Source organism: Marinobacter suaedae (assembly GCF_030519635.1).
GTDB classification, from domain to species: domain Bacteria; phylum Pseudomonadota; class Gammaproteobacteria; order Pseudomonadales; family Oleiphilaceae; genus Marinobacter; species Marinobacter suaedae.
Map to the genome: position 1 here is coordinate 1,196,993 of NZ_JAUMIS010000001.1, position 25,862 is coordinate 1,222,854.

22 protein-coding genes are annotated in these 25,862 nt (G+C 60.2%); 9 read left to right on the forward strand and 13 right to left on the reverse strand.

Going from position 1 to position 25,862, the window contains the following annotated elements:
• Positions 1–90: 90 nt before the first annotated feature.
• Complete coding sequence (locus QVZ43_RS05550) at positions 91–1,191, forward strand: OmpA family protein (RefSeq protein ID WP_302909174.1); 1,101 nt, start codon at positions 91–93, stop codon at positions 1,189–1,191.
• A 201-nt stretch (positions 1,192–1,392) separates the two neighbouring features.
• Positions 1,393–1,746 carry an ABA4-like family protein gene (locus QVZ43_RS05555; protein ID WP_302909175.1) on the forward strand — a complete coding sequence of 118 codons (354 nt, stop codon included), beginning with the start codon at positions 1,393–1,395 and terminating at the stop codon, positions 1,744–1,746.
• A gap of 30 nt (positions 1,747–1,776) precedes the next feature.
• On the opposite strand, the gene QVZ43_RS05560 is transcribed toward QVZ43_RS05555, so the two are convergent.
• Positions 1,777–3,012, reverse strand: coding sequence for a methyltransferase (locus QVZ43_RS05560; protein WP_302909176.1), 1,236 nt, complete (start codon positions 3,010–3,012; stop codon positions 1,777–1,779).
• On the opposite strand from QVZ43_RS05560, the gene QVZ43_RS05565 reads away from it, so the two are divergent.
• A complete protein-coding gene (locus tag QVZ43_RS05565) occupies positions 3,011–3,706 on the forward strand; it encodes a tRNA/rRNA methyltransferase (protein ID WP_302909177.1) in 696 nt (231 codons plus the stop codon). The genes QVZ43_RS05560 and QVZ43_RS05565 overlap by 2 nt on opposite strands.
• Before the next feature lie 9 nt (positions 3,707–3,715).
• Here the strand turns inward: QVZ43_RS05565 and QVZ43_RS05570 are convergent, their stop codons facing one another.
• Both QVZ43_RS05570 and QVZ43_RS05575 read right to left on the reverse strand, forming a co-directional pair.
• Positions 3,716–4,987: a D-amino acid dehydrogenase gene (locus QVZ43_RS05570; RefSeq protein WP_302909178.1), complete on the reverse strand. Its 1,272-nt coding sequence runs from the start codon at positions 4,985–4,987 to the stop codon at positions 3,716–3,718.
• 17 nt (positions 4,988–5,004) lie between these two features.
• The gene (locus QVZ43_RS05575) at positions 5,005–5,835 is read right to left on the reverse strand and encodes a polyphosphate kinase 2 family protein (protein WP_302909179.1); all 831 of its coding nucleotides are present in this window, start codon (positions 5,833–5,835) and stop codon (positions 5,005–5,007) included.
• Between the two features lie 117 nt (positions 5,836–5,952).
• On the opposite strand from QVZ43_RS05575, the gene QVZ43_RS05580 reads away from it, so the two are divergent.
• Entirely contained in the window at positions 5,953–6,756 is an 804-nt protein-coding gene (locus tag QVZ43_RS05580; RefSeq protein WP_302909180.1) for a TatD family hydrolase, read from the forward strand.
• A 16-nt stretch (positions 6,757–6,772) separates the two neighbouring features.
• Here the strand turns inward: QVZ43_RS05580 and QVZ43_RS05585 are convergent, their stop codons facing one another.
• The 4 genes from QVZ43_RS05585 to QVZ43_RS05600 form a co-directional block, all read right to left on the reverse strand.
• Positions 6,773–7,681, reverse strand: a complete 909-nt coding sequence (locus QVZ43_RS05585; RefSeq protein ID WP_302909181.1) for a LysO family transporter — start codon at positions 7,679–7,681, stop codon at positions 6,773–6,775.
• Between the two features lie 81 nt (positions 7,682–7,762).
• Complete coding sequence (locus QVZ43_RS05590) at positions 7,763–8,083, reverse strand: DUF2288 domain-containing protein (protein WP_223794826.1); 321 nt, start codon at positions 8,081–8,083, stop codon at positions 7,763–7,765.
• Positions 8,084–8,252: 169 nt separating this feature from the next.
• On the reverse strand, positions 8,253–11,015 hold the full coding sequence (gene acnA, locus QVZ43_RS05595; RefSeq protein ID WP_302909182.1) for an aconitate hydratase AcnA: 2,763 nt from the start codon (positions 11,013–11,015) through the stop codon (positions 8,253–8,255).
• Between the two features lie 247 nt (positions 11,016–11,262).
• A complete protein-coding gene (locus QVZ43_RS05600; protein ID WP_223794828.1) occupies positions 11,263–13,086 on the reverse strand; it encodes an ABC transporter ATP-binding protein in 1,824 nt (607 codons plus the stop codon).
• A 144-nt stretch (positions 13,087–13,230) separates the two neighbouring features.
• Between QVZ43_RS05600 and QVZ43_RS05605 the strand changes: the two genes are divergently transcribed.
• Positions 13,231–14,682, forward strand: a complete 1,452-nt coding sequence (locus tag QVZ43_RS05605; protein ID WP_302909183.1) for a hypothetical protein — start codon at positions 13,231–13,233, stop codon at positions 14,680–14,682.
• Positions 14,683–14,701: 19 nt separating this feature from the next.
• Here the strand turns inward: QVZ43_RS05605 and QVZ43_RS05610 are convergent, their stop codons facing one another.
• On the reverse strand, positions 14,702–16,141 hold the full coding sequence (locus QVZ43_RS05610; protein ID WP_302909184.1) for a rhomboid family intramembrane serine protease: 1,440 nt from the start codon (positions 16,139–16,141) through the stop codon (positions 14,702–14,704).
• Positions 16,142–16,363: 222 nt separating this feature from the next.
• Between QVZ43_RS05610 and QVZ43_RS05615 the strand changes: the two genes are divergently transcribed.
• On the forward strand, positions 16,364–16,813 hold the full coding sequence (locus tag QVZ43_RS05615) for an OmpA family protein (RefSeq protein WP_302909185.1): 450 nt from the start codon (positions 16,364–16,366) through the stop codon (positions 16,811–16,813).
• Between the two features lie 54 nt (positions 16,814–16,867).
• On the opposite strand, the gene QVZ43_RS05620 is transcribed toward QVZ43_RS05615, so the two are convergent.
• From QVZ43_RS05620 to QVZ43_RS05640, 5 genes are all read right to left on the reverse strand, one after another.
• Positions 16,868–17,269 carry an MAPEG family protein gene (locus QVZ43_RS05620; RefSeq protein WP_223794832.1) on the reverse strand — a complete coding sequence of 134 codons (402 nt, stop codon included), beginning with the start codon at positions 17,267–17,269 and terminating at the stop codon, positions 16,868–16,870.
• A 2-nt stretch (positions 17,270–17,271) separates the two neighbouring features.
• Positions 17,272–17,514, reverse strand: a complete 243-nt coding sequence (locus QVZ43_RS05625) for a GlsB/YeaQ/YmgE family stress response membrane protein (protein ID WP_223794833.1) — start codon at positions 17,512–17,514, stop codon at positions 17,272–17,274.
• An 85-nt stretch (positions 17,515–17,599) separates the two neighbouring features.
• Positions 17,600–18,316, reverse strand: coding sequence for a 1-acylglycerol-3-phosphate O-acyltransferase (locus tag QVZ43_RS05630; RefSeq protein WP_223794834.1), 717 nt, complete (start codon positions 18,314–18,316; stop codon positions 17,600–17,602).
• Positions 18,317–18,362: 46 nt separating this feature from the next.
• Entirely contained in the window at positions 18,363–18,986 is a 624-nt protein-coding gene (locus tag QVZ43_RS05635; RefSeq protein ID WP_302909186.1) for a class GN sortase, read from the reverse strand.
• Positions 18,983–21,094: a marine proteobacterial sortase target protein gene (locus QVZ43_RS05640; protein ID WP_302909187.1), complete on the reverse strand. Its 2,112-nt coding sequence runs from the start codon at positions 21,092–21,094 to the stop codon at positions 18,983–18,985. Before QVZ43_RS05640 ends, QVZ43_RS05635 begins: the two co-directional genes overlap by 4 nt.
• Before the next feature lie 190 nt (positions 21,095–21,284).
• On the opposite strand from QVZ43_RS05640, the gene pdsR reads away from it, so the two are divergent.
• The 3 genes from pdsR (at position 21,285) to QVZ43_RS05655 (ending at position 25,709) form a co-directional block, all read left to right on the forward strand.
• The gene (gene pdsR, locus QVZ43_RS05645) at positions 21,285–21,986 is read left to right on the forward strand and encodes a proteobacterial dedicated sortase system response regulator (RefSeq protein ID WP_302909188.1); all 702 of its coding nucleotides are present in this window, start codon (positions 21,285–21,287) and stop codon (positions 21,984–21,986) included.
• A 3-nt stretch (positions 21,987–21,989) separates the two neighbouring features.
• On the forward strand, positions 21,990–24,020 hold the full coding sequence (locus QVZ43_RS05650) for an ATP-binding protein (RefSeq protein ID WP_302909189.1): 2,031 nt from the start codon (positions 21,990–21,992) through the stop codon (positions 24,018–24,020).
• A 354-nt stretch (positions 24,021–24,374) separates the two neighbouring features.
• Positions 24,375–25,709, forward strand: a complete 1,335-nt coding sequence (locus tag QVZ43_RS05655) for a metal-dependent hydrolase family protein (protein WP_302909190.1) — start codon at positions 24,375–24,377, stop codon at positions 25,707–25,709.
• Positions 25,710–25,862: the final 153 nt, after the last annotated feature.

Consider the following 25,862-nt stretch of genomic DNA (forward strand, 5'->3'; position numbering starts at 1 on the left):
TTGTCTTTTTCCGATCCCTGGCCTAGATTTCCGTATGATCAGCGTTCCCCCAAGTGCAGTCCCCTTACGAAATACAACAGGAGGTATCGCATGAACATCATGCGCTCGTGTGCGGTGGCAGCCATCGCATTTGCTCTTGTGCCCGCGGCTTTTGCCGATGTTCGTCGGGACACCATCTACATAAACCCCTTTGCGGCCTACCAGTATTTTGACGACAAACGGGAATTGAGCGAAAGCGACGTCTATGGCGTTGGTATCGAATACCGTTTCACCGATCGATGGGCACTGGAGGGCGTCTACTCCCGGGGTGATATTGATCGCAAGAACGCCCCGGGTGATTCCGAGTTCGACGAACTCCGGCTCGACGCCACCTACTACTTCGCCGACCCGGACCAGGCTTTCAATCCGTATGTGTCCTTCGGTGGTGGCCATGCCGACTTCGGAGACGATCCCACCGGTCCACGAACTTCGGGCAGCAACCATGACGAAACCCGGGTCAACATCGGTGCCGGCTTCCGGTACAACGTTAGCGACATGATTTCCCTGCGCGGTGATCTGCGAGAATTCCATGGCATCGACGAAAGCACCTTCGACACCCAGGTCGCTCTGTCCTTCAGCCTGGCCTTCGTCCGCAATGTGGTCGAAGAAGTGGCGGACCGGGACCGGGACGGCATTCCGGATGATCGCGATGCCTGTCCGGATTCCACACTGGCCGCCGAGGTGGACAGCCAGGGCTGTGAATTCGACGGCGATAACGACGGTGTTGTGGACGGCGTAGACCAGTGCCCCAGCACCCTGCCTGGAGCCGAAGTGGACGAAAAAGGCTGCTCTGGCATCGTCGAAACCATTGAAACCATCGAAGTGGACGTTCAGTTCACCTTCGACAGCGATGAAATCGACAGCGTCTACGAGGAAGACCTTCAGCGGGTTGCTGAAATCATGGAAGAAAACTCCGTAGCCTTCGTTGAAGTTGCTGGCCACACCGACGACAGTGGTGATCCCGCCTATAACGTGGATCTGTCCCAGCGCCGCGCCGAAGCAGTGGCTTCACGCCTGGTCGAACTGGGTATTGATGAAGACAGGGTCAGCGCCACCGGCTACGGCGCCCAGCGCCCGGTCGCACCAAACGACACCCAGGAAGGCCGTGCGGCCAACCGCCGGGTAGAGGCACTGATTCAGCTTCGTCGCTGATCCGCCAACACCCAAAAGCAGCCATCAGGGGCGTCCTCAGGGGCGCCCTTTTTATTGGATCCCCTCCCAATCTTTCAACCCGCAACCGTCAGCGAAGGTACCGGTTTTGCGCTCTGGTTCCTTGGTCTCTCACCAGCAAACGTGCATGCTAGTGGCAACAGAGAATCCACCGCTTAGAATTCCATTGCTCAAGGAGGAACCATGCGAATTTCCGTTTTACCGTTGATCGTCCTGTGTCTGTTCGTGGGTTATACCGGCTGGACAATGACCATAGCCGACGAATCGCTGCTGGATTTCGGTGCCCGGTTGATGTCCAGCCCGGACACCGCACAGGTGGTCATTGATCTTTATATTCTTGGGGCAATGGCGTGCGTCTGGATGTATCAGGATGCCAGGGCCCGCGGCAAAGGACTGGGTTATTTGATGCCGTTTTTCGTACTGACGGCAATCTTCGTGTCGGCTGGCCCGTTGCTGTATCTGGTTCTGCGGGGCAAGCAAAGCGCAACATCCGACTCTGAGACTCCTGACGCTGCCGGGCAGACTGGGACGCCGTAGGCGAGAGGGAAATTCTGGGACCGATCATCGTTACCGCAGTGCATCAATTAACAAATTCCGGGGCGTCAGTGAACGGTCACAGAACTCACCGATTTGTACCCGGTACCCCTGCTCTTCCAGATACAGCCCGTAATCCAGCACCATCCAGAGCTCCAGCGGGCGCCGGAACAGATGGCGGACCAGTTCGTACTGTTTGACCTCCTTCCAGCGGCGCTCGCCCACAGCCTGCCAGTGACCGTAATCGGTGGCTGGGGGCAAGGTCAGTCCTTTCTTGTGCGCTGCCCATCGGCAGAAGCCTTCAAAGTCGCCATTGAGCAGACGTGAAGGGTGTGACGGCACAGGCAGGTAGTCATCACGACCCCGAAGCTGACGCTGCAGGGCATCGAAGCCCAGCCGCCACTGACTGATCCGCCGGGTTTGCTCCCTCACCCGCTCCGGCGCGGTCACGGTTTCCTGCACGGCCAGCCGCAATTCATTTCGGGCAAGGCGCAGGCATCGGGGGTTCTCGGCGGCACGGAGGGACAAGGGCTGATAACGGTCCTCTGCTGTCAGGTGGTAGCAGCAGGGAGAGATACTCAACCGGGACAGGCCGGCCTCACTCCCCCGGCGAATCAGTTGGCGGTGGAGATCCCCGCAGGCGTGCAGCGCCACGCCATGAGCCCCACCTTCAAGCGCAAGCTCTGTATCCATCACATCCTGGCATTGAAGCAACACCGGATCACCGAAGCGTCTGGCGAGTCGATTACCGTCCTGTACCAGCTCATCGTTCCATTCCAGCCCCGTGACGGGCCGACCGCTGGCGGCGGCCAGGGTTCGGGCAAGGTGGCCCTTGCCACAACACCAATCAAGAATCGAATGAGGTAACGGTTGCACGGCAGCGGAGAAAGCACCAGCCTGCAGCCGCTTGCGGCCCGGCATGTCCACCGCCCGGATTTCCGGCAGTGTCGCCTGCTCAGCCTGCTGAGCGTCGGCCAGTTCGGCAACATGCACCAGCTCATCGTATCGGCCCAGGGAAGACAGGTACCCGCTGGCCTGTTCCGCCAGCAGTGAGGGATCGTCGTCCAGGTTCTGGCAGCTCGCTTCGCTCAGCCCGGCCAGCCAGTCGGCCAGCGCCGGATGGCTCAGCGTCCAGCCCGGCACCGGTTCCATAAACGGTGCCGACGCCCACAGTTCGCGGTGCTCCGCCAGCCAGTCGTTCAGCGGCTGCCACCGGCTATAAACAGATTCCGTGCTGTCGTGTAAACTCGCGGCCGGAGGTAATGTCATGCAACTGGCCTTTGTACTTGTCGAACCCAAGGTTCCGGAAAACGTCGGCGCGGCCGCCCGTGCTTTATGCACCATGGGATTTGGCGAGCTCTGGCTGGTCAATTCCGACCTGCACACCAGACCCGAAGCCCACTGGCTGGCCCACGGCAGCGACCACATTCTGGATAATGCACGCATTTTCCCTGATCTGCAGGCGGTGCGAAACTCCGTAGACCTTCTGATGGGTACCTCCGCCAAACCCCGCCACAACCGCCAGGACTGGCATCCGCCCGGTCAGTTACGAGAAGTGTTGATCAGCAAAGGCAGCTCGGTGGCCACCGCCGCCCTGGTGTTCGGCCGGGAAGACCGCGGGCTGGCCAACGAGGAACTCGCACTGTGCGATCTGCTCACCGGTATTCCCATGAAAGTGGCCTACCCGTCCCTGAATCTGGCGCAGTCGGTGATGCTCTATGCCTGGGAAATGTCCGGCCTGTCGGCACTTGAGCCGGGCGAAACCGGTTCGTCCGCAGCCCCTCAAGCTCGTCTGGGCGCCTTACGAAGCCGTTTGGAAACGATGCTGCCACAGGTGGATGCGCCGGCCGATGGCAAGCTCTACCAGTGGGCGATGGAACGCCTGCCAATGCTCAGTGAGCGGGACATCGGGTTCGTGCACACCCTGTGTGGGAACATCGAACGCCTTCTCAAGCGCAAGTAACGCCCGCCTCTACTCACTGAAACGTCCGGGCCGGAAGGCGTCCAGGCACACAGACGGCTCCCTGCCTTCCATTATCTCGGCAATGGCGTCGGCACTCCCGGCGGACAGTGTCCAGCCGAAGGTGCCATGGCCGGTGTTCAGGTACAGATTTTCCCGCGGGCCACGCCCGATGATGGCCGGGCCGTCCGGGGTCATGGGCCGGAAACCGGTCCACGGCTCGGCGCTGGACAGGTCGGCGCAGCCGGGAAAACGGGATTCGACAGATTTACGGATAGTGGCCAACCGAGCCTCGGGAATATTCCGCCGAAAGTCGGCCAATTCCACAAAACCGGTCGCCCGCAAACGATCACCAAGACGAGTAGACACCACTTTGTAATGGTCATCGTGCACCGTGGACACCGGCGCCCGATCAGGGTCTGTGATGGTGGCGGTCAGGCTGTACCCCTTGACCGGATAGATCGGCAGCTTCAAGCCAAGCGGCTTGACCAACTGAGCGGACCAGCAACCGGCACAAACCACTACCGCATCGGCCTCCAGGGTTTCCTGCCCCCCTCGCTCGTTTTGGAACAGGACCCCATTTACCCGACGCTCATCCGCCAACAACCGGCGAACGTTCACGCCAAACCAGATCTTCACCCCTTCCTGCACACAGGCCTGGGCCAGCGAACGGGAAAACAGGTGGCAATCACCAGTGCCGTCCAGATCGTAGCTGAGCGCACCGGCAAGCGGTCCCGACCCGATGAGCCCCGGCTCCGTTGCCCGCACTTCATCCGGCGACAGCAGACGCGACGGAACGCCAAACTCGTTCAACAACTGATGAATCGCCTGGTAATGTTCCAACGCCCCGGGCTTGCTGGCCAACTGCAATAAACCCCGGTGATCGCCATCAAATGACAACTCGAGTTCATTTTCCAGGGCGAAGAAACGGGTTCGGCTATGGAGGGCCAGGCGCAGCATGGCGCGGCGATTCAGGCCATACAGCCCGGGCGAGTACGCATAGCGAAGTGTGGAAACCAGGAAACGAACAGTCGCTGACGATAGCGGCATCGGAATTTTCAGCGGGCCATCGGCTTTCAGCAGCCAGGGTAACGCTTTACGGACCATGGCAGGGTCTGCCCAGGGGTACACCACGCCATAGGAGCGCTGGGCCGCATTGCCCTTGCTGGTTTCATTGCCAGCAACGTCATGCTTTTCCAGCACGGTGACCCGGTACCCTCGACGCCGAAGCTCATACGCCGTGGTGACACCCACCACGCCGGCACCGACAACGACAACATGCATATGTGCCTCCGTTCGAACTACGTCACTCCGTGGTCTTCCAGTAGCTTGCGGTACTCCTCCAGAACCTCCGGATCCTCCTCGGGATACTCTGGCGCCAACCGCTTCAACTGGTCCGCCACGATAGAAGCTACAATAGCCCTGGCCTGGGGTTTTTCATTCCCCGGCACCATGAACCAAGGAGCATCGTCCGTGTGCGTCTCCTCCAGAGCCTCTTCGGCATACTTTTCATACGTGCGCCGTTTTTCCCAACCCGCGATATCTGAACGCTCAAACTTCCAACGCTTTCGGGGCTTGTCCAGACGTTTCAGCAACCGGCGCGCGTGTTCTTCCTCAGACAGATTGAGCCAGATCTTGACGATCTGGGTGCCCTCCGCCACCAGATGCCGCTCGAAATCCCGTATGGAACGGTAGCGGCTGCTCCAGTTGTAATCGTCGGGATGGAGCACCAACCAGATTCTTTCGGCAATCACCGCCTCGTGATGGCTCCTGTTAAAGGCCACCAATTCACCCCTGGCCGGCAGCTTACCACCCACCCGCCACAGAAAATGATGGCTGGCCTCAAGCCCCTCCGGCCGGCCAAAGGACCAGGCATGGAAACCGGCGGGATCGGCGTAAGTGGCCAGGGTCCGGATCAGGCTGTCCTTGCCGCTGGTATCGGGCCCGTGGATCACCAGCAAAAGAGAGCGACGCTTGTTGGCCCAGAGCCTCCGCTGGTATTCGCCGATGTCTTTCAGGCTATCCTCAAGGTCCGGCAAATCCTCATCCTCGTCCAACTCAGTCGGGTAATCCCGGAATTTGGTTTTAACGGGGTCATACAGCCACTGGCGGGCAAAGGAAGATATGTTCATTCCGGTAACTCCCTATCGTTCGGGCTCAGGCCAAGCCTCGTACAAACTGGTAGACTTGCACGATCAAATTTTCAGCATAGCAGGCCGACTTTGGCTGCAGAGGAGCAAATACCCGGAATGAGCAAGAAACGCCGCGACATTCCCGTTTTTGATCACCCGATCATCGAGACCCACTGCCACCTGGACTACCTCAAGGATCGCCCGCTGGAGGAAACCCTGGAGCAGGCGCAGCGGGTCAACATCGAAAAGGTCATCACCATTGCGGTGTCACCGGACAATCTCGCCCAGGTCCGGGAGCTCAGTCAGATCGCGCCCTGGGTCTACGGCACCCAGGGTATTCATCCCCACGATGCCGAAAGTTACTCGGATGAGGTGGAGGCGGAAATCCGCCAGCACGCGAGCGACGAGAAAATCGTCGCGGTGGGCGAAATCGGGCTGGACTATTTCTACGACAACGCCGACCGGGGCGTGCAGAAAGAAGTGTTCCGTCGACAGCTGCAGATCGCCTGCGACCACGACCAGCCAGTAGTGATTCACAGCCGGGACGCGGACGACGACACCATCACCATCCTGGGTGAGTTCGAAGACACCCTGAAGCGCCGTGGCGTGATCCACAGCTTCACCTCCGGCCCGGGGCTGGCACAATACGCGCTGGATCAGGGCTGGTGCCTGGGCTTCAACGGCATCACCACCTTCAACAAGGCCGAAAACGTACGGGACATCGTGCGCATGGCGCCGATTGAGCAAATCCTGCTGGAAACCGACTCGCCGTTCCTGACGCCCGTTCCCTACCGAGGCCGCGAAAATGCCCCGTTCTACCTGCCCTTCGTGGCGGAGAAGATTGCCGAAGTGAAGGAACTGCCGCTGGAACAGGTCATCAAGCAGACTTATCAGAACAGCCTGCGGACGTTTTTCGCCTGATACCTGCGCGCTGGGCTCAGCCCAGCGACAGGAACACCCCCATGAACACGGGGGACAGGAAAGACAGCATAAAGCCTGATGCGATGGCCACCGGCACGCATGCCAGACCACCGCTGCTGCGAATCACCGGCAACGTGAAGTCCATGGCCGTGGCGCCACCGTAGCCAATGGCCATGGCCGGACGGCTGCCGATCAGTACGGGAATAATGGCGAGGGCAATGATTTCCCGGAGCACGTCATTCAGGAATGCCACCCCGCCCCAGGCAGGCCCCAGGGCATCGCCGATCACGATGCCGGAGAGCGAGTACCAGCCGAAGCCCGACGTCAGCGCCAGCACGTCATGCCACGGCAAGGCCATGAACGGGATCAGTACCGCGCCCGCCAGCAGGGAGCTCAGGGTCAATGCCAGAGCGATGCCCACGCCTTGTCGGTTCATCAGCAGCTTGCGCAGGGACAGGCCCGCATTGCGCAACTGCAGGCCGATCAGGAACAGCAACAGCATCAGGGCCCAGGTGGCCACGTCTTCCACTAGCGGCAGTTTGGGCAACAGGTAATAACCAGCGAGCAATCCCACCAGCACGGCCATCAAGGGCTTGAGGCCCGCCATGAACAGGCGTCCATAGCCCTTGCTACCCTCCATGGGTGTCTGTTCGGCGGCCATCGGCTGCCAGCGATGAAACAGCCACAGTCCCAGCATGTTGGCGCCAAACAACACCACCACCAGTACCAGTACCTGGAGCGCCATGCCACCAAGCTGACTGGCCAGACCTTCCATCTGTCCCAGGCCAAGCCCGAGCAGGGCGAGGATGAAATACACCAGGCCTTCCACGGTGTAGTGGATAACCGTCATCGCCCGGCGGTTTTCCAACGACAAGGCAAAACCCAGAAACAACGGGGCAAGAATCAACAACGCGCCGGTTAGCATGATGGCCTCAAACAGGAAGGGATTGGAAAAAGAAATGCCGCCCCAAACAAGACCGGCTTGTATCAGGGCAACTGCATCGGATTAGTGAAGGTTCTGGTCCGAACGATCCTGAACCAGCACCCAGGGAGCGATCACCACCGCCCAGAGTTCGGCGTTGCGGTCGTACCAGGCCTGGGCCACATCGGGGGCCACTTCCCCCACCTGCCCCTGGGTCATCCACTGTTCGAACTGGGCTTTGTTATCAGCGGTAAGCTCTGCCGCCACGTCCAGCAGATCCAGATCCGACGAGACCCGCACCACCTGACCACGGGCAAAGTACGTTTGCAGCTCATGCCAGTGTATCCGGGAGGTTTCAAGGTTCAGCTTTGCTTTCAGCTCATCGCGGGGAGTGTCAGATGCCATGACGATGCCTCGGGGTCGATTGGAGAGTTGCTTGGTCAGTTGCCTGGTGAATCGGGGCGCCAAGGTTACCGAAATGCGGGGGCGGACACCAGCGTCTGTACAGGCTCGCGCCCGTCCTCCCCGTTAGCCGGCGGTGCCAGACCATAGGCTCTGGCACCGCATCTCACAGTCAGGCGGAGCGAAGCATCTCCCGCACCACGTAGTGCAGGATGCCACCGTGCTTGAAGTACACGGCCTCGTTGGCGGTATCGATCCGTGATTTCAACTCACAGGTTTCAGTGGAGCCATCCTTGTAGGTCACCGTCATGGTCAGGGTTTGCCCGGGCTTGATGTCACCCGACAACCCCTCGATGCTGATGGTTTCCTCCCCGGTCAGCTTCAGGCTCTTGCGATCCGTGCCTTCGGGGAACTGCAGAGGCATGACCCCCATACCGATCAGGTTGGAACGGTGAATCCGTTCGTAAGATTCGGCAACCACCGCACTGACCCCGAGCAACCGGGTTCCCTTGGCCGCCCAGTCACGACTTGACCCCGTGCCGTATTCCTTACCGGCAATCACCACCAGCGGAGTACCGTCTTCCTGGTATTTCATGGCCGCATCGTAAATGGCCATTTGCTCGCCGGACGGAACATGGCGGGTGTAGCCACCTTCCACATCATCCAGCATTTCGTTACGGATACGCACGTTGGCGAAGGTGCCGCGCATCATCACCTCGTGGTTCCCCCGACGGGACCCGTAGGAATTGAAATCCTTCGGTTTAACACCTTTTTCCTGCAGGTATTTGCCTGCTGGGGTGTCCGGAGCAAACGACCCGGCTGGAGAAATATGGTCGGTAGTGACCGAATCCCCCAACAAGGCCAGGATATTGGCATCCTTGATGTCCTCGATGGCGTCAGGCTCTTCGCCCATGCCCTCGAAGAACGGCGGATGCTGGATGTAGGTGGATGCATCCGTCCACTCGTACACCTTGCTCTCGGGCACCTTGATGCCTTGCCAGTTGGCGTCGCCGTCGAATACTTCCGCGTATTCGGAGCGAAACATCTCGGTCTTCACCTTTTCCACCGCCTCGGCGATCTCCTGCTGGCTGGGCCACAGATCCCTCAGGTACACCAGGTTGCCGTCATGGTCTTCACCCAGTGGATCCTTGGTCAGATCCAGCCGGACATTGCCGGCCAGCGCGTAGGCCACCACCAGCGGTGGCGAGGCCAGCCAGTTGGTTTTCACCAGCGGGTGCACCCGGCCCTCGAAGTTACGGTTGCCCGACAGCACCGACGCGACCGTCAGGTCGCCGTCCTTGATGGCTTTTTCCACGGCATCCGGCAGGGGTCCGGAGTTGCCGATGCAGGTGGTGCAGCCGTAACCCACCAGGTTAAAGCCCAGCTCGTCCAACGACTCCTGGAAACCGCCCACCCTCAGGTAGTCGGTCACCACCTTGGAACCGGGTGCCAGGGAGGTCTTCACCCAGGGCTTCGTTTTCAGACCCTTGTCCACAGCCTTCTGGGCCATCAGCCCGGCTGCCATCATCACACTGGGATTGGAGGTGTTGGTACAGGAGGTAATGGCGGCAATCACCACCGCCCCCGGATCCAGCCGGGTCGGGGTGCCATCCAGTTCCAGCATCTGACTGGACGCATGATGGTAACTGTCGTCCACGCCCACGGCGGTCTGGCCACCTTCGGACGTCATCTTGGGGTCCGGCTCGGCGTCGGCGGGCCCTTCGGCGGTTTCCATCAACAGTTCAAAGGCCGCTTTCATGTTCTTCAGGGCGACCCGGTCCTGGGGACGCTTGGGTCCGGCCAGGCTGGCTTCCACCTTGCCCATGTCCAGTTCCAACATGTCGGTGTAAACCGGCTCATGGCCGGGGTTGCGCCAGAGTCCCTGGGCTTTGGCATAGGCCTCTACCAGTTCAATCTGCGAGTCTTCTCGACCCGTCAACCGCATGTAGTTGAGGGTCTGCTCATCCACCGGGAAGAAGCCACAGGTCGCGCCGTACTCCGGGGCCATGTTGGCGATGGTGGCCCGGTCCGCCACGGGCATATCCTTGAGTCCGTCACCATAGAACTCCACGAACTTGCCCACCACGCCTTTCTTGCGCAGCATTTCGGTGACCGTGAGCACCAGGTCTGTGGCGGTGATGCCCTCGCGCAATTTGCCGGTCATCTTGAAGCCGATGACTTCAGGGATCAGCATGGACACCGGCTGCCCCAGCATGCCGGCCTCCGCCTCGATACCACCGACACCCCAGCCCAGAATGCCCAGGCCATTGATCATGGTGGTGTGGGAATCGGTGCCCACCAGGGTATCGGGATAGGCCAGTTGTTTGCCGTTCTGCTCCCGCGACCAGACGGTTTTACCGAGATACTCCAGATTCACCTGATGACAGATACCCGTGCCGGGAGGCACGACGCGGAAGTTATCAAATGCTTTCTGGCCCCAGCGCAGGAATTCGTAGCGCTCGTAATTGCGCTCCATCTCGATGGCGACGTTATCCTTGAAGGCGGACGCATCCCCGAAGTGGTCCACCATCACCGAATGGTCGATCACCAGATCCACCGGCGACAGCGGATTGATCAGCGCTGGGTCCTTGCCAGCCGTCTTCACCGCTTCACGCATGGCTGCCAGATCCACCACGCCGGGCACGCCGGTGAAATCCTGCATCAGCACGCGGGCAGGGCGAAACTGGATTTCGGTATCGGAGCGCCGATCGTCCAGCCATTGCACCATGGCATCGATATGGCTGCGGTCGACCGTGGTGTCGTCCTCGTTACGGAGCAGGTTCTCCAGCAGAACTTTCAGGGAAAACGGCAGGCGATCGAGATCCCCAAGGGTCTTGGCCGCTTCGGGTAAGCTGTAGTAGTGATAGGTCTGCCCACCTGCCGAGAGGCTGGTCAGGGCGTTCAGGCTGTTCTTTGCCGGTTGATCCGTACTCATGTTGCGCCTCCTTGTCGTCACTATCCGAACTGTCGGAAGGGCATTGAGGCTGCTGTGCAGGGTGTTCACGCACACCCCACTCGCTCAGCCACGGGTCGGGCGCCTGACGCAAACGCTGCGAGCACCCAAAAAGAATGGACTGCTTATTACTATCGCAGCGCACGAATAAAATTCAACCAGCTCAGAATGATATTCGATATAGGCGCGGTGAATATCCGGATGCGGTGGACCGATCGAAAAGCGGCTCTTAATGCTGCCGCTCGCCATACAGCTGCGCGTAAAGACCGTCACGACGAATCAACTCGTCGTGGTGGCCCTCCTCAATGATCCGGCCGTCCTCGAATACACAGGCGCGGTCGGCCTGTTTCACCGCGCTCAGCCGGTGGGCAATGATCAGAGTGGTGCGCTGGCGCAGGAAGTCTTCCAAGTCCTTGTGAAGCTGGAATTCGGTTTCCGCATCCAGGGCCGAGGTGGCTTCGTCCAGAATCACCAGAGCCGGGTCGGACAGCACCATGCGGGCAATGGCCAGACGCTGGCGCTGTCCGCCGGACAGGCGCACACCCTGGCGACCTACCACGGTGTCCAGCTGCCGGGGCATGGCAGCCACGGTGCGATCCAGTTGAGCGATTTGCAGGGCGTGCCAGAGTTCCGACTCCGGCTTGTCCCGGCCCAGGGTCAGGTTCTGGCGCACCGTGGTATTGAACAGCGCGGGATGCTGAAGCACCGTGGCAACGTGCTCCCGCAGGCACGGCAACCCGATGCGCTGGACCGGGACGCCTTCAATCAGCACCTCCCCCCGCTCCGGCGTGTACATGCCCAGGATGACCTGCACCAGCGTGGACTTGCCACCCCCGCTGGCGCCCACCACCGCGACTTTTTCGCCCGGTTTCAGATCCAGGTTGATGCCCCGCAGGACGGGCTCGTCACCGTAGCTGAAATGAATGTCCTGCAGGGTCAGGCCAACGGTGTGACGATCCCGAAACGGGTTCTCCAGCGCGGGATAGCGGGGCTCTTCTTTCAGGTCCAGCAACAGATTGATGCGTCCCAGCGCGGCATTGGCGGCAAAGTAGGCGTACTGCATGTTCAGCATTTCCTGCACCGGCGTGAGCATGAACCACAGGTAGCCGAAGATGGCGAACATCATGCCGATACTGAGGTCACTGAGCAGGACGGTGACCATGGCCGCGCCCCGGAACACATCCACACCGAACTGGAACAGGGCAAAGCTGCCCCGGGCTGCGGCATCGCTGCGCCATTCGAACTGGATAGCGTGATCCCGGACATTGCGGGCCCGGTCAATCAGTTGCCGCAGGTAGTGTTTTTCCCGGTTGGCGGCCCGCAATTGGTGGATGGCATCGAGGGTTTCGGTAAGCTCGCCCTGAAAGTCCTCGTAGGCGGCGTTTTCACGGCGTTTGAGTTCCTTGACCCGCTTGCCGATCTGGATCGTGGCGAATATCACCAGCGGGTTGAACAACAGGATCAGCAGCGCCAGTTGCCAATGGACCCACAGCAGCACAAGGGCAGTGCCCAGAACAGTCAGGCTGGCCACCAGGAAGCGGCTGATGGTGGTACCGAGGAACTGATCGATGGTGTCCAGATCGGTGATGAAATGACTGCTGATGGCGCCGGAGCCCCGCGTTTCGTATTCCGACATGGCCAGGCGCTGCAGCCGGCCCAGCATCCGCGAGCGGAGCCGGAACACCACGTCCTTGGATACCTTGGAGAACTCCCGCGACTGCAGCACGTTGAACGCCAGCGCCCCGAGCCGAAGAACAAACGCCGCCAGCACCATCAGCCCGATGTACACCACCGGCTTTTGCCAGGCCTGAGGCAACATGGCATCCATCACCGGCAGCACGGGCCCGCTTTCCTCGAGTAGCACCTCATCCACCAGCACCGGCAACAGCAGGGGCACGGGTACGCTCAGGACGGTGGCCATGATCGCCAGCAGGTTGGCCCGAATCAGCCGGGGCTTGTGCCGGAGCGCCAGTTCAAACAGATCCCGCCAGCAGTAACGGTGCCTGCTGTTATCGGTGTCGGTTTGCGACGCGGATGGATTACGGTGGTTCAAATCGCCTCCTGATCAACTGCCTGTGAGAGCCATACGTGCTGTATCTCTCCTCAGTCTACCTCCATCCGTGGATGCTGCGCACAATCACAACTTCTGTCATTATGAGCGACTCGTTTTTCTGACGGATCAGAATAAAGGTCAGCTGTGAAACACGATTGCGATTATCACCCCGGCGATCCCGCCAAATGGCACTGCGGCGAATGCCAGAAGCATTACTGCAGCCGCTGCATGCCCGACGCCAACACCCGCCAGCGTCGGGGGCAGTGCCCCAACTGCAATCAGCTTATGCGTTACCTGGGTGCAGCCACCCAGGTGGAGCCCTTCTGGAAGCGGGTGGGGGCCTTTTTCCGCTACCCCTTCTACAGTGACCCGCTGATTGTGATCGCCATCTGCACCCTGGTGCCGGCCCTGGCCCCGGCCAACTTTATTGGCTGGTTTATCTGGGCAGTGCTGGCGATCGCCCTGCTCAAGTACACCTATGAAGTGATCAGTCACACCGCCGAGGGTCACCTGAAACCACCGCCCGTGGCCGCAGCCTTCACGGGTAGCGGATTTGAAATCGTGTTCCAGCAATTCCTGGTGTTTTTCCTGATTGGCGCGCTGGTCACCTCCGCTGGCATGGTCGGCGGGCCATTCCTGGCCCTGGCGGCAATGGCCTTTGTGGTGCTGGTGCTGCCCGCCAGCATCATGGTTCTGGCAACCGAGCGGTCGGTGGGCGCGGCGGTGAACCCCCTGAACCTGATGGCGATCATTTCCAGAATCGGCACGCCCTACTTCCTGCTTTACGGATACCTGATTCTGCTGACCATGGCGTCCGGTACTGCCCAGCAGTTTGCCCTGATTCACCTTCCGGACTGGGCCGCCCAATCCCTGGCGGGTTTTCTGAACAGCGCCTTTACCCTTGTCCTGTTCCACATGCTGGGTTATCTGCTGTTCCAGTATCAGGAGGAACTGGGTTTTGCCGCTGACCATCAGGATGGCGACCTCGGGGAATCATCGGATAACCGGGATCGGGCCGCACGCTTCGATGCCGATCTCGATATCAACCTGAAAGACGGCAACTACGACCGCGCACAGTCCATGCTGAAGGAGGCCCTGCGGCGGGAACCGAACAACCAGCAGCGTGTTGGCCAACTGTATCAGTTGCTGACCGCCAGGAACGACCTCACCGAGCTGTATCGCTACCACCCCCGCATTCTGGAGTGGCTGTCCCAGCGTAACGATGCCGGTGGCATGGCGGCCCTGTTGCGGAGTTTGCAACAGGCCGAGCCCCAGTTCCGCCTGGACGACCCGGAGCTGACCCTGCGCTGCGCACGAACGCTCTATCAGCGCAGCCAGTTCAAACCGGCCCTCAAGCTGCTGCAGGATTTTCACAAACGGTTTCCGCAGAGCGAGCACCTGGCCCCGGCGTACCTGTTAGCCGCCCAGGCGCTGGCGAATGGGTTGGATCAGTGGGAGAAAGCCAAAGCGTTCCTGACCTTTGTTCAGAAGCGCTGTGCGGATCACCCGCTGCATGAACAGATTGCGGAAAACCTGCTGCAGGTGGAACGACGGGAGCCCATCAAGGAACCGCGCGCCACCTTCGCGGCACCCTGATGGCAAAGTCCTAGCAAGCCTACAGCAATTGCTGGTAGTGGCGGGCCTTTTGCGTCATCTGGCGCTTTTCGAACTCGGACGCCAGCAACCGGCAGGCTTCCGAGGCGAGAATCTGATCTCCCGCAGTGCGCAACCGTTCGAACGCTTTCTCTGCCGCTTTCAGGTCATCGTGTTTGATGCTCAGGAACAGAACCCGGTTGTGGTCCTTGGCACTTAACGGCTGATGGACCTCCCCCTTGCTGAGGTACTCCTGCCAGAGGGCAATCACACGCTCGGGCTGGCGCCGGGCAATGGCGTCGTCCATCAGCTGCCGGGCCCGGTCCCTGTACGCCGGCAGATCCGGCCGGAGCTTGGCCAGTTGGTACAGGTGCTCCAGAAGGATCGGGCGATCCGGATAACGGGCGTACAGTGCCTCGAACTGGCGTTGCGCCACCTCGAACTCCATACGACTCAGACTGCCCATGGCCTGTGCATAGCTGCTGGTGAAGCGGGCGTCCTGCTCTTCCTGCTCGGGCTCGAAAAATTCCTCCCGCACCTGCAGCCAGCTCTTGCCCAGCAGCCACACCAGCGCCGCGCCGGCCACCAGGCCACCTGCGTGAGCCATGTAGGCAATACCCGTGGCACCGGCAAACCAGTAGTCGTAGAGCTCCTTGCCGAGCCACACCGGGAACAGGGCAATCGCCGGCGCCCGGAAATAATTGAAATAGACAAACAGGAAGTAGAAAAAGCGGATTCTGCGCAGGCCAAAAATGGCCATGTACATGCCCATCAGGCCCGATATGGACCCGGACGCACCTACAAGAGGCACCGAACTGCCCCAGGAAAAGGCCGCGAAGGTCAGGCCGGCAACGGCACCACACAGCAGATACGCAATCAGGAAACGACCGGGACCAAGCGCCTTTTCCACCGTGAACCCCAGCAGAAACAGCATGACCAGATTACCGATGATATGGCCCCAGCCACCGTGCATGAACTGATAGGTGATCAGGGTGTACAACGACATCTCGGCGGGAATCAGGCCAAAGGCGAAGGAGCTGAGCTTGCTGACGTACGCCTGCTCGATGGGCAATCGCTGCTCGTTCCAGAGCCGACGCTCCCGGGGTGTCCAGACGATGTCCTGACTGTACTCCAGGTACCGGAAGAAGTCCCGATCGCTCAGTAGCAGGAACGCCACAAAATGGTCTTCACCGCTTTCCCGCAGCTCCCGGAACTGTTCCAGTTCGATCCGCCGGTCAGTTTCGCCCTCGAACTCAATCTGGCGCTGGAGAAAATCCTCGTAGACTGGCGCTTCCAGGGACATCAGGTCGGAGGCCAGGTAGGCCTCGGTGGCCTGTTCGATTTTGTCGCCGTCGTCCGACTGGTAAAACACGAACACCAGAAAGCACGCCAGCATCAATCCCAGGGTCACTATCGGCGGACGCTTCCAGTCCAGACGCTTTTCGGCGGGAATTAACAGCATAGTCGTTCACAATTCATCATTTTCTGTCCTTGAAGATCCGTTTTTTACCACAGTACCGGCATCTTTTCGCGCTGAAATGGGCCTCAAGCGAAGAGAAACGATGGCGTCACATTTCTGAACGTTCGCTCATCGACCTTTCGCCAATTGCCGTTATTCATGCCAATCTCAATAGTGAGCGTGAATAACAACAAAAACAGGCCGTTGCACTTGAGGATTTTTCCGATGACCGTACTTGTTCTGGACAACCCATCGCTGTTAGCCCAGGCCGCCAACCTGGTGGCGAACAGCACCCCCGGTAAAGCCGATGGCGCGCAACGCCGTCCCCACCGGACCAAATTTCACTATGGCTTTAACAAGCATGGTCTCAGCGACGCCGATACTGGGATGATTGAGCAGCATGCCGTGTACCTCCGGCAGAACCCGTCCGTACGGGTTCGGATTCACGGGCATTCCGATAACTTTGGCTCGGAAGACTACAACCAGTTCTTATCCAGGCTGCGCGCCAGTAACCTCGCCCGGCTGTTGATTCAGGCGGGCGTGCAGGAATCCCAGATTCTGCAAACAGGCTGGGGCTCCTGCCGCCCCCTGGCCACACCGGACGACCATGCTGCCAATCGCCGGGTGGAACTGGAGTACCTGACCAACGACGTCTCCCAGGCCCTGCAGGGTTAATCCCATAAAAAACGGGGCCAGATGGCCCCGTTTTTGACAACTGACAACAATACCTTACCCATACACCTGCCAGACATTCCACATCAGCAGGATGGCCACCACCAGAATGGCGAGCCAGGTGACAATAATGCCAGTGAAGCGAGCCCAGTGGGTTCTACCCTGGCCCTGGAACATGCCATAGGCGTGCAGGATCCGGCTGGTGACAAAAGCCATGCCGACCCAGTAAATCACCCCGCCGGGCACACCATTGATCTCCGCAATACCCAGCATCAACAGCGCCATGGGCGCGTATTCCACCAGGTTGGCCTGAGCTCTGACCGCCACCTGGAACTCACGATCGTCGGTCCAGCCTAGCCCTTTCTTGTATTTAAAACGACACCTGACCACCTGCATGGACAACACCAGCAACAGGATGCCGGTTACCGCTGCGAAGACGCCGGTAATTGGTACGATCATTGTCAGCCCTTTTTGATTTTATTGACAATTGCCAGCAGGATGATGGCCCCCACCGTCGCCGTCACCAGCTCGCCAACGGCGCCCTGCGCCGCCAGTCCCAGCAAACGAAACACAAAGCCGCCAATAAACGAGCCAACAATACCGATACCCACATTGGCCAGTACACCGAATCCCCGGCCCTTCATGATCAGGCCCGCCAACCAGCCGGCCACACCACCGATAATCAGAAACAGAATCAGATTCATCTTGGGTCTCTCCCTGAAAGTCATTGAACGAGGCGTTCAGACAGGCAAAGACTGCCCGGTTTGCCGGGGGGCTTCAAGCGGTTTGTCAGGGCTTGGCGTTCTTGTCGAGGTCGGCGATGGCCTCAGCCATCAGGCGATGACATTTATTCATCAACTCGGGAAGGTTGCTGGTGTTTAACTCGCTGGTCTCAATCGGCGGCAGAATGCGAACCGGAACGGTTTCCCTTCGACCGGTCCAACCGATGGTTTTGTCCTCGTAGTGGGCGGCGCAAATCATGGTAATGGGCGCACCCGAGGCGATGGCGGCGTGGAAGGCCCCCTTCTTGAAAGGCAGCAGACCCCGGCCCTTGCTGCGGGTTCCTTCCGGGAACACCCAGAAGCTCTTGCGGTCACGAGCGATTGCCTCACTGGTGGTTTTCATCAGTGCAACGGCCTTGTGGGAACGTGAGCGGTTCAGAATCACATTGCCCCCGAGCCAGAAGACCTGACCGAAAAACGGTATCCAAACCAGCGACGATTTACCCGCAACCACCCCACGTTTGGGCAGAAGGTCTGCCAGTACGAACAGGTCATCGTTGTGCTGATGGTTGGCGATGACCACCGTCGGGCGATCGGTTGGCATGTTTTCCATGCCTTGAAGCGGGCGTTCCATGCCCAGAATCCAGCGGCCGAAGCGCGCGACCGTGCGCCCCAGCAAACGGTTATTATCTGGATTGAACGGCCGGGCAAGGTATGGAATCAGCGCAAAAAAACAGATAATCGGGACACTTAACCACGCCAGTAATTTTCGAATAATACCCATTCAAACCGCTCTTACAAAAATTTTGGTGCACAAGTGTACGCCATAGCTAGAGCCCGGCAACAGTATCAATTGGTAACAGATTACTCGGGGGCGAATCCGTGCCAGTGGTCTCCTCGTGATGGGGTGCGCGGGCCTCCACCACGTATCGCAGAGGGCCACCGGCGGTCATCCCGTCAAACGGGTAACAGGTCACCAGAGTCAGGCTGTTGCGGGCAAGCTGTCCGGTATTCAAACGATGTTTTCGACTGTCGATCACCCGACTCGAAATCACCCGGTAATACCGCCAGCGCCCGTCACGGCTCTGCAGCTGCACAAGGTGCCCGGGTTCCAGTTGCTGCAGTGATTTGAAATGCGTGTCCCGATGGCCAGCGATCACCACCGGCCCGGAGCCGTTCTGATAACCGTAGAACCAACCCGGCCCAAACGCCAGACTCTCGCCATCACTGCCAGACAGCACAATCATGGACTGCGCCTGCTCCGGCAGGATCAACCGTGCCACCGGCCAGGTATCCGCCCAGGGCCAGGGGCGCACATCGGTTTGTCTCGCCTGGCTTTCTGCCCAGGCCATGGTGAGCAGTTCCTGAGCCACAAGCGCCTTCAGAGGCACCCAGAGCCCCGCCATCAGTAATCCCGATGACAGAACAAACAGTGTCAGCCACACCCGCTTCATTGCTCTGCCCTCCCCCGTAACCAGGCGAACACCAGCGCCAGCGTTCCACCGATCAGCCCCAGCAAGGTAAACAGGGGCCAGCCCGTAGCGGTCTGGGGGTAACGCAACATCCCCGGCTGTGTGCCGGCTGGCAACAGGGTCGGCACAGGGTCGGTGGAGAGCGTCGCGCCGGAGGGGCGCACCGGCTGCCGGTCGACGGCAACGAAGGCGGTGTAGGGCGACAGCACACCATGGTCCATTGAGGCCCGGGTGATGCGCTCTCTTTCCGGTTCCACACCCGCCAGATGCGCGCTATCGAGCAGGTACCCGATTTTCTCCCTGGCCCACAGTCGCTGAATGCCGTCCGATCTGCTGGCCTGCTGCAAATCAATTACCTGCTCCCACTGTCGACCTCCGGGCACGCGGCCAGAGATCCTCATTTCACCCGCCGGGGCCTGGCCCCGGATCACCTGCACGAGGGGCTCCCCGAGGTACAGGTCCCCCGGGCGATCAGGAAAGCTCTCAACAGACGAAGCCTGCGAGGGCCATCGTACCTGCAGATCCGTCAGCACCGGGGCTTCCATGGCGGCAAACAGCCTCTGCAGTGGCTTGCTCACATCGGTCGGGTCTGCAATGGCGGTGTATTGTCCACGCCCCCAGCGGGCCGCCTCGCGCATGAAGTGCATGTTGGGCGCGGAGCCAATACCCACGGTAAACAGACGCTGATCACCCAGGGACCGGCGGATCTGGGCAAACAACGCCGCCTCGTTGCCCACCGCACCGTCGGTCACGAAAACCACCTGACGAACCCGCTCGCCCGGTTCGTCCACGGACCCACCTGAGCCCTGCAGCGCCATACGCAACGCCGACGCCATTTCCGTACCGCCGTCAGCGTACAGGCCATCCACGTAACGCCGTGCCCGGGCCAGGTTCTGTCCGGTGGCCGCCTGTGGTTGCATGAAGAGCGAATGGGCCTGGTTGTTGAAGTGAATGACATTAAACCGATCATCCGGGCTCAACGTGGACAGGCCCCACTGCATGGCCGCCTTGGCCTGACGTAAAGGCGCGCCCGCCATGGAGCCGGAAGTATCGATCACGAACACCAGGTCCCGGGGCAGGCGGGCCGACTGCGATGCACCGGGCACCACCATCGCCATCAGAAAATCCTCGTCCAGCCAGCGCTGGTGGAAAACAGCCACCTTTGGTTCCTGGCCCGCCATGGCCTGCCAGCGCACCACCAGGTCCCGATCCATCACAATCGCCTCCTGCTCCGGCCGGACCTCCACCCGCGAACCATCCGTCCGGGTGCTCAGCCGGTGTGTCGGGCTGTCTACCGAGGCCAGTGGCATCCCGGCATTGATACGCAGTACCAGCGAGGCCCGGTGGCTGTCCGGGGCGACGTCGCTGGTGCGAACGGTAAACGGACTGATGCCATGAGCATCCGGCACCTGGGTGGTGGCGGGCGCCCAACCACCCTCCGGCAACGTCGCCATGACCGGCTGCCCGGGCATGTAGCGAGGCGTCAGTGTGGTCGGTACACGAAGTTCGAAAACACCGGCCTGGTAGTCGACTTGCTGCTGGTAGCGCAACTCTACGGTGATGCCTTCACCCGGGGGAATATTGGCGACCCGCGCGGTAAACAGATTGGGCCGCTGCTGCTCCAGGTTGGCGGCCTGCTGGCCTGCTGCTTTGGCTGTTTCATAACGTTGCCGGGCCTGGGCTTTGGGCTGGATGTCGCCCTCGATGGTTCGCTCAGCGACCGTCATGGTCAGGCCGTGGACGCTGGCGTTTTCCGGCAAGGGAAACACAAATACCCCTTCCTGCCAGTCATCGCTGGTATTGAGAAAACGGCGAGTCAGCCGTGTGGACGCCATCAGCCCGCTGACCTGAATATCGAAGTCGCTGTCCAGGGTCAGCGCTGGCGCCTGCCACTGGCCTTTCTGGTCAACAAAGTACAGCTCGCCTCCGCTCGTCATCGGTGCCTGGCTGGCTTCCGCATAGAGCGGGTGAACGAACAACATGAGAGAAAACGCCAACCAGAGACCGAGCCCCTCGGCGATGCGTCGCAGCATGCCCCGGGAACCCGGCACAGCCGCCGAAGAACGTGTAAGCCGTTCCGATGCCATCATGACCGTTTCCTTTTTCTGCACTGATGAATGGATGTACTGCCATCTCATCAGCCGCAAAGGTCACGACCATGACCAAAGCGGGCATTCCCGGGGCCAATCGTGATCAATTGTGGCAATGCCAACCCGATTCTTGTGCTCAGCGTCCGCCGTGTTTAAATAGGAACCTGGGTAGTTAGGGAGTGTTAAGGCCATGAAAAAACACATTGTTCTGGTGGAAGATGAACCGGCCATCCGGGACAACTACCGGGTGGCGCTGGAGCGCCGGGGGTACCGGGTGTCTGCCCATGGCGACCGGCCCGCTGCCTGGCAGGTGTTACGCCAGGAACTGCCGGATCTGGCCATCATTGATGTGGGCCTGGGCGACGAGCCTGAGGGTGGCTTCAGCCTGTGCCAGGAACTCCGGGGCCTGTCCCAAACCGTGCCGATCATTTTCCTGACTGCCCGGGACAGCGACATCGACTCGGTGCACGGCCTTCGGCTGGGGGCCGACGACTACGTCACCAAGGACATGAGCATGGAGCACCTGCTGGCCAGAGTCACCGCCCTGCTCCGCCGGGCCGATGCCTGGGCCGAAGCGCTCCAGAAAACCGAAGAAGTGATTCAGCGGGGCCGCCTGTCACTGAATGTCGACCGGATGACCGTCGACTGGGACAACCAGCCCATAGACCTTACCGTCACCGAATTCTGGATGCTGCATTCGCTGGTCCAGCACCCCGGCCATGTGCGCAGCCGCGACCAGCTGATGGATGCCGCCAACACCGTGCTGGACGACAACACCGTCACCTCCCATATCAAACGCATCCGCAAGAAATTCATCCAGGCCGATGCCGCGTTCGATGGCATTCAAACGGCGTATGGCATGGGTTACCGGTGGAACGCCCATGAGGCCTGAGTCTTGAACCTCAAGCGCCAGCTGCTGGTCACCAGCCTGCTGATGCTGCTGATTCCGTGGGCAGGGATTCAGTTTGTCCTGGAGCTGGACCAGGCCCTTCGGGAGCAGGCCCGGGAGCAGTTACACATTCAGGCCGGTCGGCTGGCCAGCCTGAGCGGGGACGCACTGATCGGGCAAGCACCGGTGACCACCGACCAGCCGGCTCTCTATGTCTCTCCCGTGCAACGCTCACTGAATCCCGATGGCTACGCCGACGACTGGCCGGGCTATGAAGAGGGAGAGACCGATCAGCCCTGGCAAACAACCACGGACCAGCCCGATCCACAGGCCCCGGGACTTCGCTGGCAGGCGGCCGCCAACGGCCGTGACCTGTACCTGATCATAGGAATCACCAACCGCCAACCCCGGCTGTTCGATCCCGGTAACCCCAACGCCCCCCATAATGGCCTGATGCTCTGGGCTCAGGAACCGACCACCACCGTGGATGGCGACAGATCCCGCCGAAGCTGGCTGATACGGATCAGTGCACCCGGAAAATTCACCGCCCTGACCGGTCGCAAATACGACCAGACCGATTACTTTGTCGCCGGAAGCTGGCAGCCCGTACCGGCCGGCTGGCAACTGGAAATCCAGATGCCAAGGCCGGATGCCGGCGCCCGGCTGGGGTTTGCGGTGGTCGACAACCAGAAAACGCCGGTTCCCGGCCTGTCCACCTCCCTGGATCCCTTGCCCGTTCTGGTTGCACCCGAGCGGGGATTGGAACGACTGCTGGCAACGCAGCTTAATCCGGGTCAACGAATCCGGGTGCTCGAGCCCGCTGGCTGGGTTACTGCCAGCGCCCAGCAAGCGACCGAACAACAGCAGCCTGAGTTCGACCAGCTCGGTCCGCTGCAGATTGTCGAGCAGATCAGCCTGAACGCCCTGCGGGCCCTGATCCGGCGGTTCCAACCTGAACCATCCCCCGCGGCAGACGACTCCCACCGAATCCCGCCAGAATCCCTGCCTGCCGACGGGCTGACCCAAACCGGCGACGGGCAGCTCTGGCTGCAAGCAAGGGCGGAGGTATTTGGCGGCAGGACACTGGTTCTGGAACAGTCGCTGGACCAGCTATTAACCCTGTCAGGCTCTGCGCTGGGGTCGGTGCTGGCCCGCAGCCTGCTGGTCATCGGTGGGCTGACCCTGGTGTTGCTGGGTTACGCCAGCTGGCTGTCCTGGCGCATCAGTCGGCTACAAAAGGCCGTCAGTGCCTGCGTGGATGACGACGGCAGGATCAGCGGAACCCTGCCCAGCGCCAGTGCCAAAGACGAACTCGGCCAGCTCCAGAATCACTTCGCCCAGATGGTCGACCGGTTGCAGGGTTACACCGGCTACCTGGAAAGCTTCTCGCGGCGCTTGTCCCACGAACTGAAAACACCGGTGGCCATCGTGCGCACCTCCGTGGACAACCTCGAGCATACCGAGCCCTCCGAGGACCAGCGCGCCTACCTGAACCGGATCAGCCAGGCCACCGGCAGGCTCAGCCATATCCTGCAATCCATGAGCGAAGCATCGCGCCTGGAACAGAGCTTTGACCGGGCCGAACACGAACCTTTCGACCTGGCACAGGTCATTGCCGAAACAGCCAGGGCTTACCAGGCCATGGACAGCGCTCACCAGATCACCTACCAGGGACCACCCGCCGGCTGCGATATGCAGGGCTCGCCCGAGTTACTGGTCCAGATGCTGGACAAGCTGGTGGACAACGCCCGGGATTTCACCCCGCCACAGGGACAGATTGAAATCCGCCTGAACGCCGACGAGGGCAGGAAGGTGTTCGAGCTGGGCGTATTCAACGAAGGTTCGTCCCTGCCCGAGGACTTGTCCGGCGACATCTTCAGCCCCTTCGTGTCAGTGCGAAGCGACTCCCAGGAAGGCCACCTGGGCCAGGGGCTGCTGATCGTTCGTCTGATCGCAGAGCATCACCGGGGCCGGGTTGACGCAGAAAACGTGGATGGGGGCGTTTTGTTCCGGGTGATCCTGCCGGCGCATGCGTGAAAGGCTCGCTCGGGCAGGAATATGCTGGCCGCCTTGCTCAATTTGCCCAACTAATTAAACAAAAGCGGACATTCCTGCAGCTCCATTTGAAGCCCCCCTTTAAATCCGCCTAGGCCGCCAGAATTTCCTAAACATCTGCGTACATCCACTCGAAAGAAGCCTTGATCTTGGTCAAGAAGACACCACGGGCGACTGGCAAATTTGTCATTGCTAACTAAGCTGGTGCCGATCAAGAAACTTCTCCACTTCACTTGTTCCGCTTCGTGCATTACCGAATGCGCTCGCTCTTGGTGGCGATGAACATCAACGACATCGCCGCAACTGGGGTGGTAAAAAAGCTAGAGGACTAACCCCATGAAAAAAGTCACACAGATAATGCTGGTTTGGACTGGCCTGATACTGGCGTTGGCCACGCCTGTCATAGCGCAGGAAGCCCAGCCGGTGAGTCGGGTGCTATTCACCAATGCCAATATCTTCGACGGCCAGCATGAGAAGCTCGTTACCGGCATGGACGTGCTGGTCGAGGGCAACAGGATCAGCAGGATTACAAAATCTATCCCGGCCCCCACGGGGACGACGGTGATTGATGCCAAGGGAAAAACTCTGATGCCTGGGCTCTCGGATATGCACTGGCACGTGATGTTCAATGCTCCGTCTATGCCTGTGCTGCTTACAGCCGACATTGGTTACCTCACGCTGGTCGCTGCCCAGGCCGCACAAGACGACCTGATGCGCGGCTTCACCACGGTCCGCGATGTTGGAGGGAATTCCTTCGCCGTCAAGCGTGCAATCGACGAAGGCCTGATAGCGGGGCCGCGCATCTATCCCTCCGGTCCAATGATCAGCCAGATTTCCGGTCACTCGGACAATCGTCCTTCCAACGAGCCCGGGCATGAGACCTACCTCGAGAAAAACCACATGCTCGCGGTCGCCGACGGGGTGCCCGATGTAATAAGGGCCGTGCGCGAAAACCTACGAATGGGAGCGACCCAAATCAAAATTGCAGCTGGAGGCGGGGTCTCATCCAATTACGATCCCTTGGACGTGACGGAATATACGTTCGAGGAGATGAAAGCCGCCGTGGATGTCGCCAAAACCTGGAACACCTATGTCGCAGTCCACGTCAATACGGACGCCGGAGTGCGCCAAGCTATCGCTGCGGGAGCGATGTCGATCGAGCACGGCTTCTTAATGAATGAGGAGACTGTGAAACTGATGGCCGAGAAGGGTGTCTGGTTCAGCATGCAGCCGCTGCTCAACGACGAGGACGCGATCTCTTTCCCGCCAGGGTCGGAGAATGAGAGAAAGTGGATACAAGTGACTGACGGTACCGACAAGGTCATTAAACTGGCGAAGAAGTACGGGGTCAAGACGGCCTTCGGCACTGACGTGCTATTCGACCCAGCGCTCGGCGCAAAGCACGGCAGGCTGCTGGCCAAGCTAAAGCGCTGGTACACGCCCCACGAGGTGTTGAAGATGGCGACCTACGACAACGCCCAGCTGGTCAAACTGAGCGGGCCGCGAGATCCATATCCAGGCGAACTGGGTGTGGTAAAAGAAGGGGCGCTTGCGGACCTGCTGCTGGTAGACGGCAATCCGCTGGAGAACCTTGATCTTGTGGCCACCCCGGACAAGAGCTTTGTCCTGATCATGAAGGACGGGAAGATTTACAAGAATAGTCTTCCCTAAATGGGGATGCCTGACAATCGGTTGCAGCGCGCCGCCGCCGAACCGTAGCGTTGATTGCTCATCCTAAATGTCCGCTTTGCGACCTATCGGACAATAAATAGTCAAACTCTGCTGCCCCAACAGCGCGTGAATACTACAACCCAGCGGCGCCAA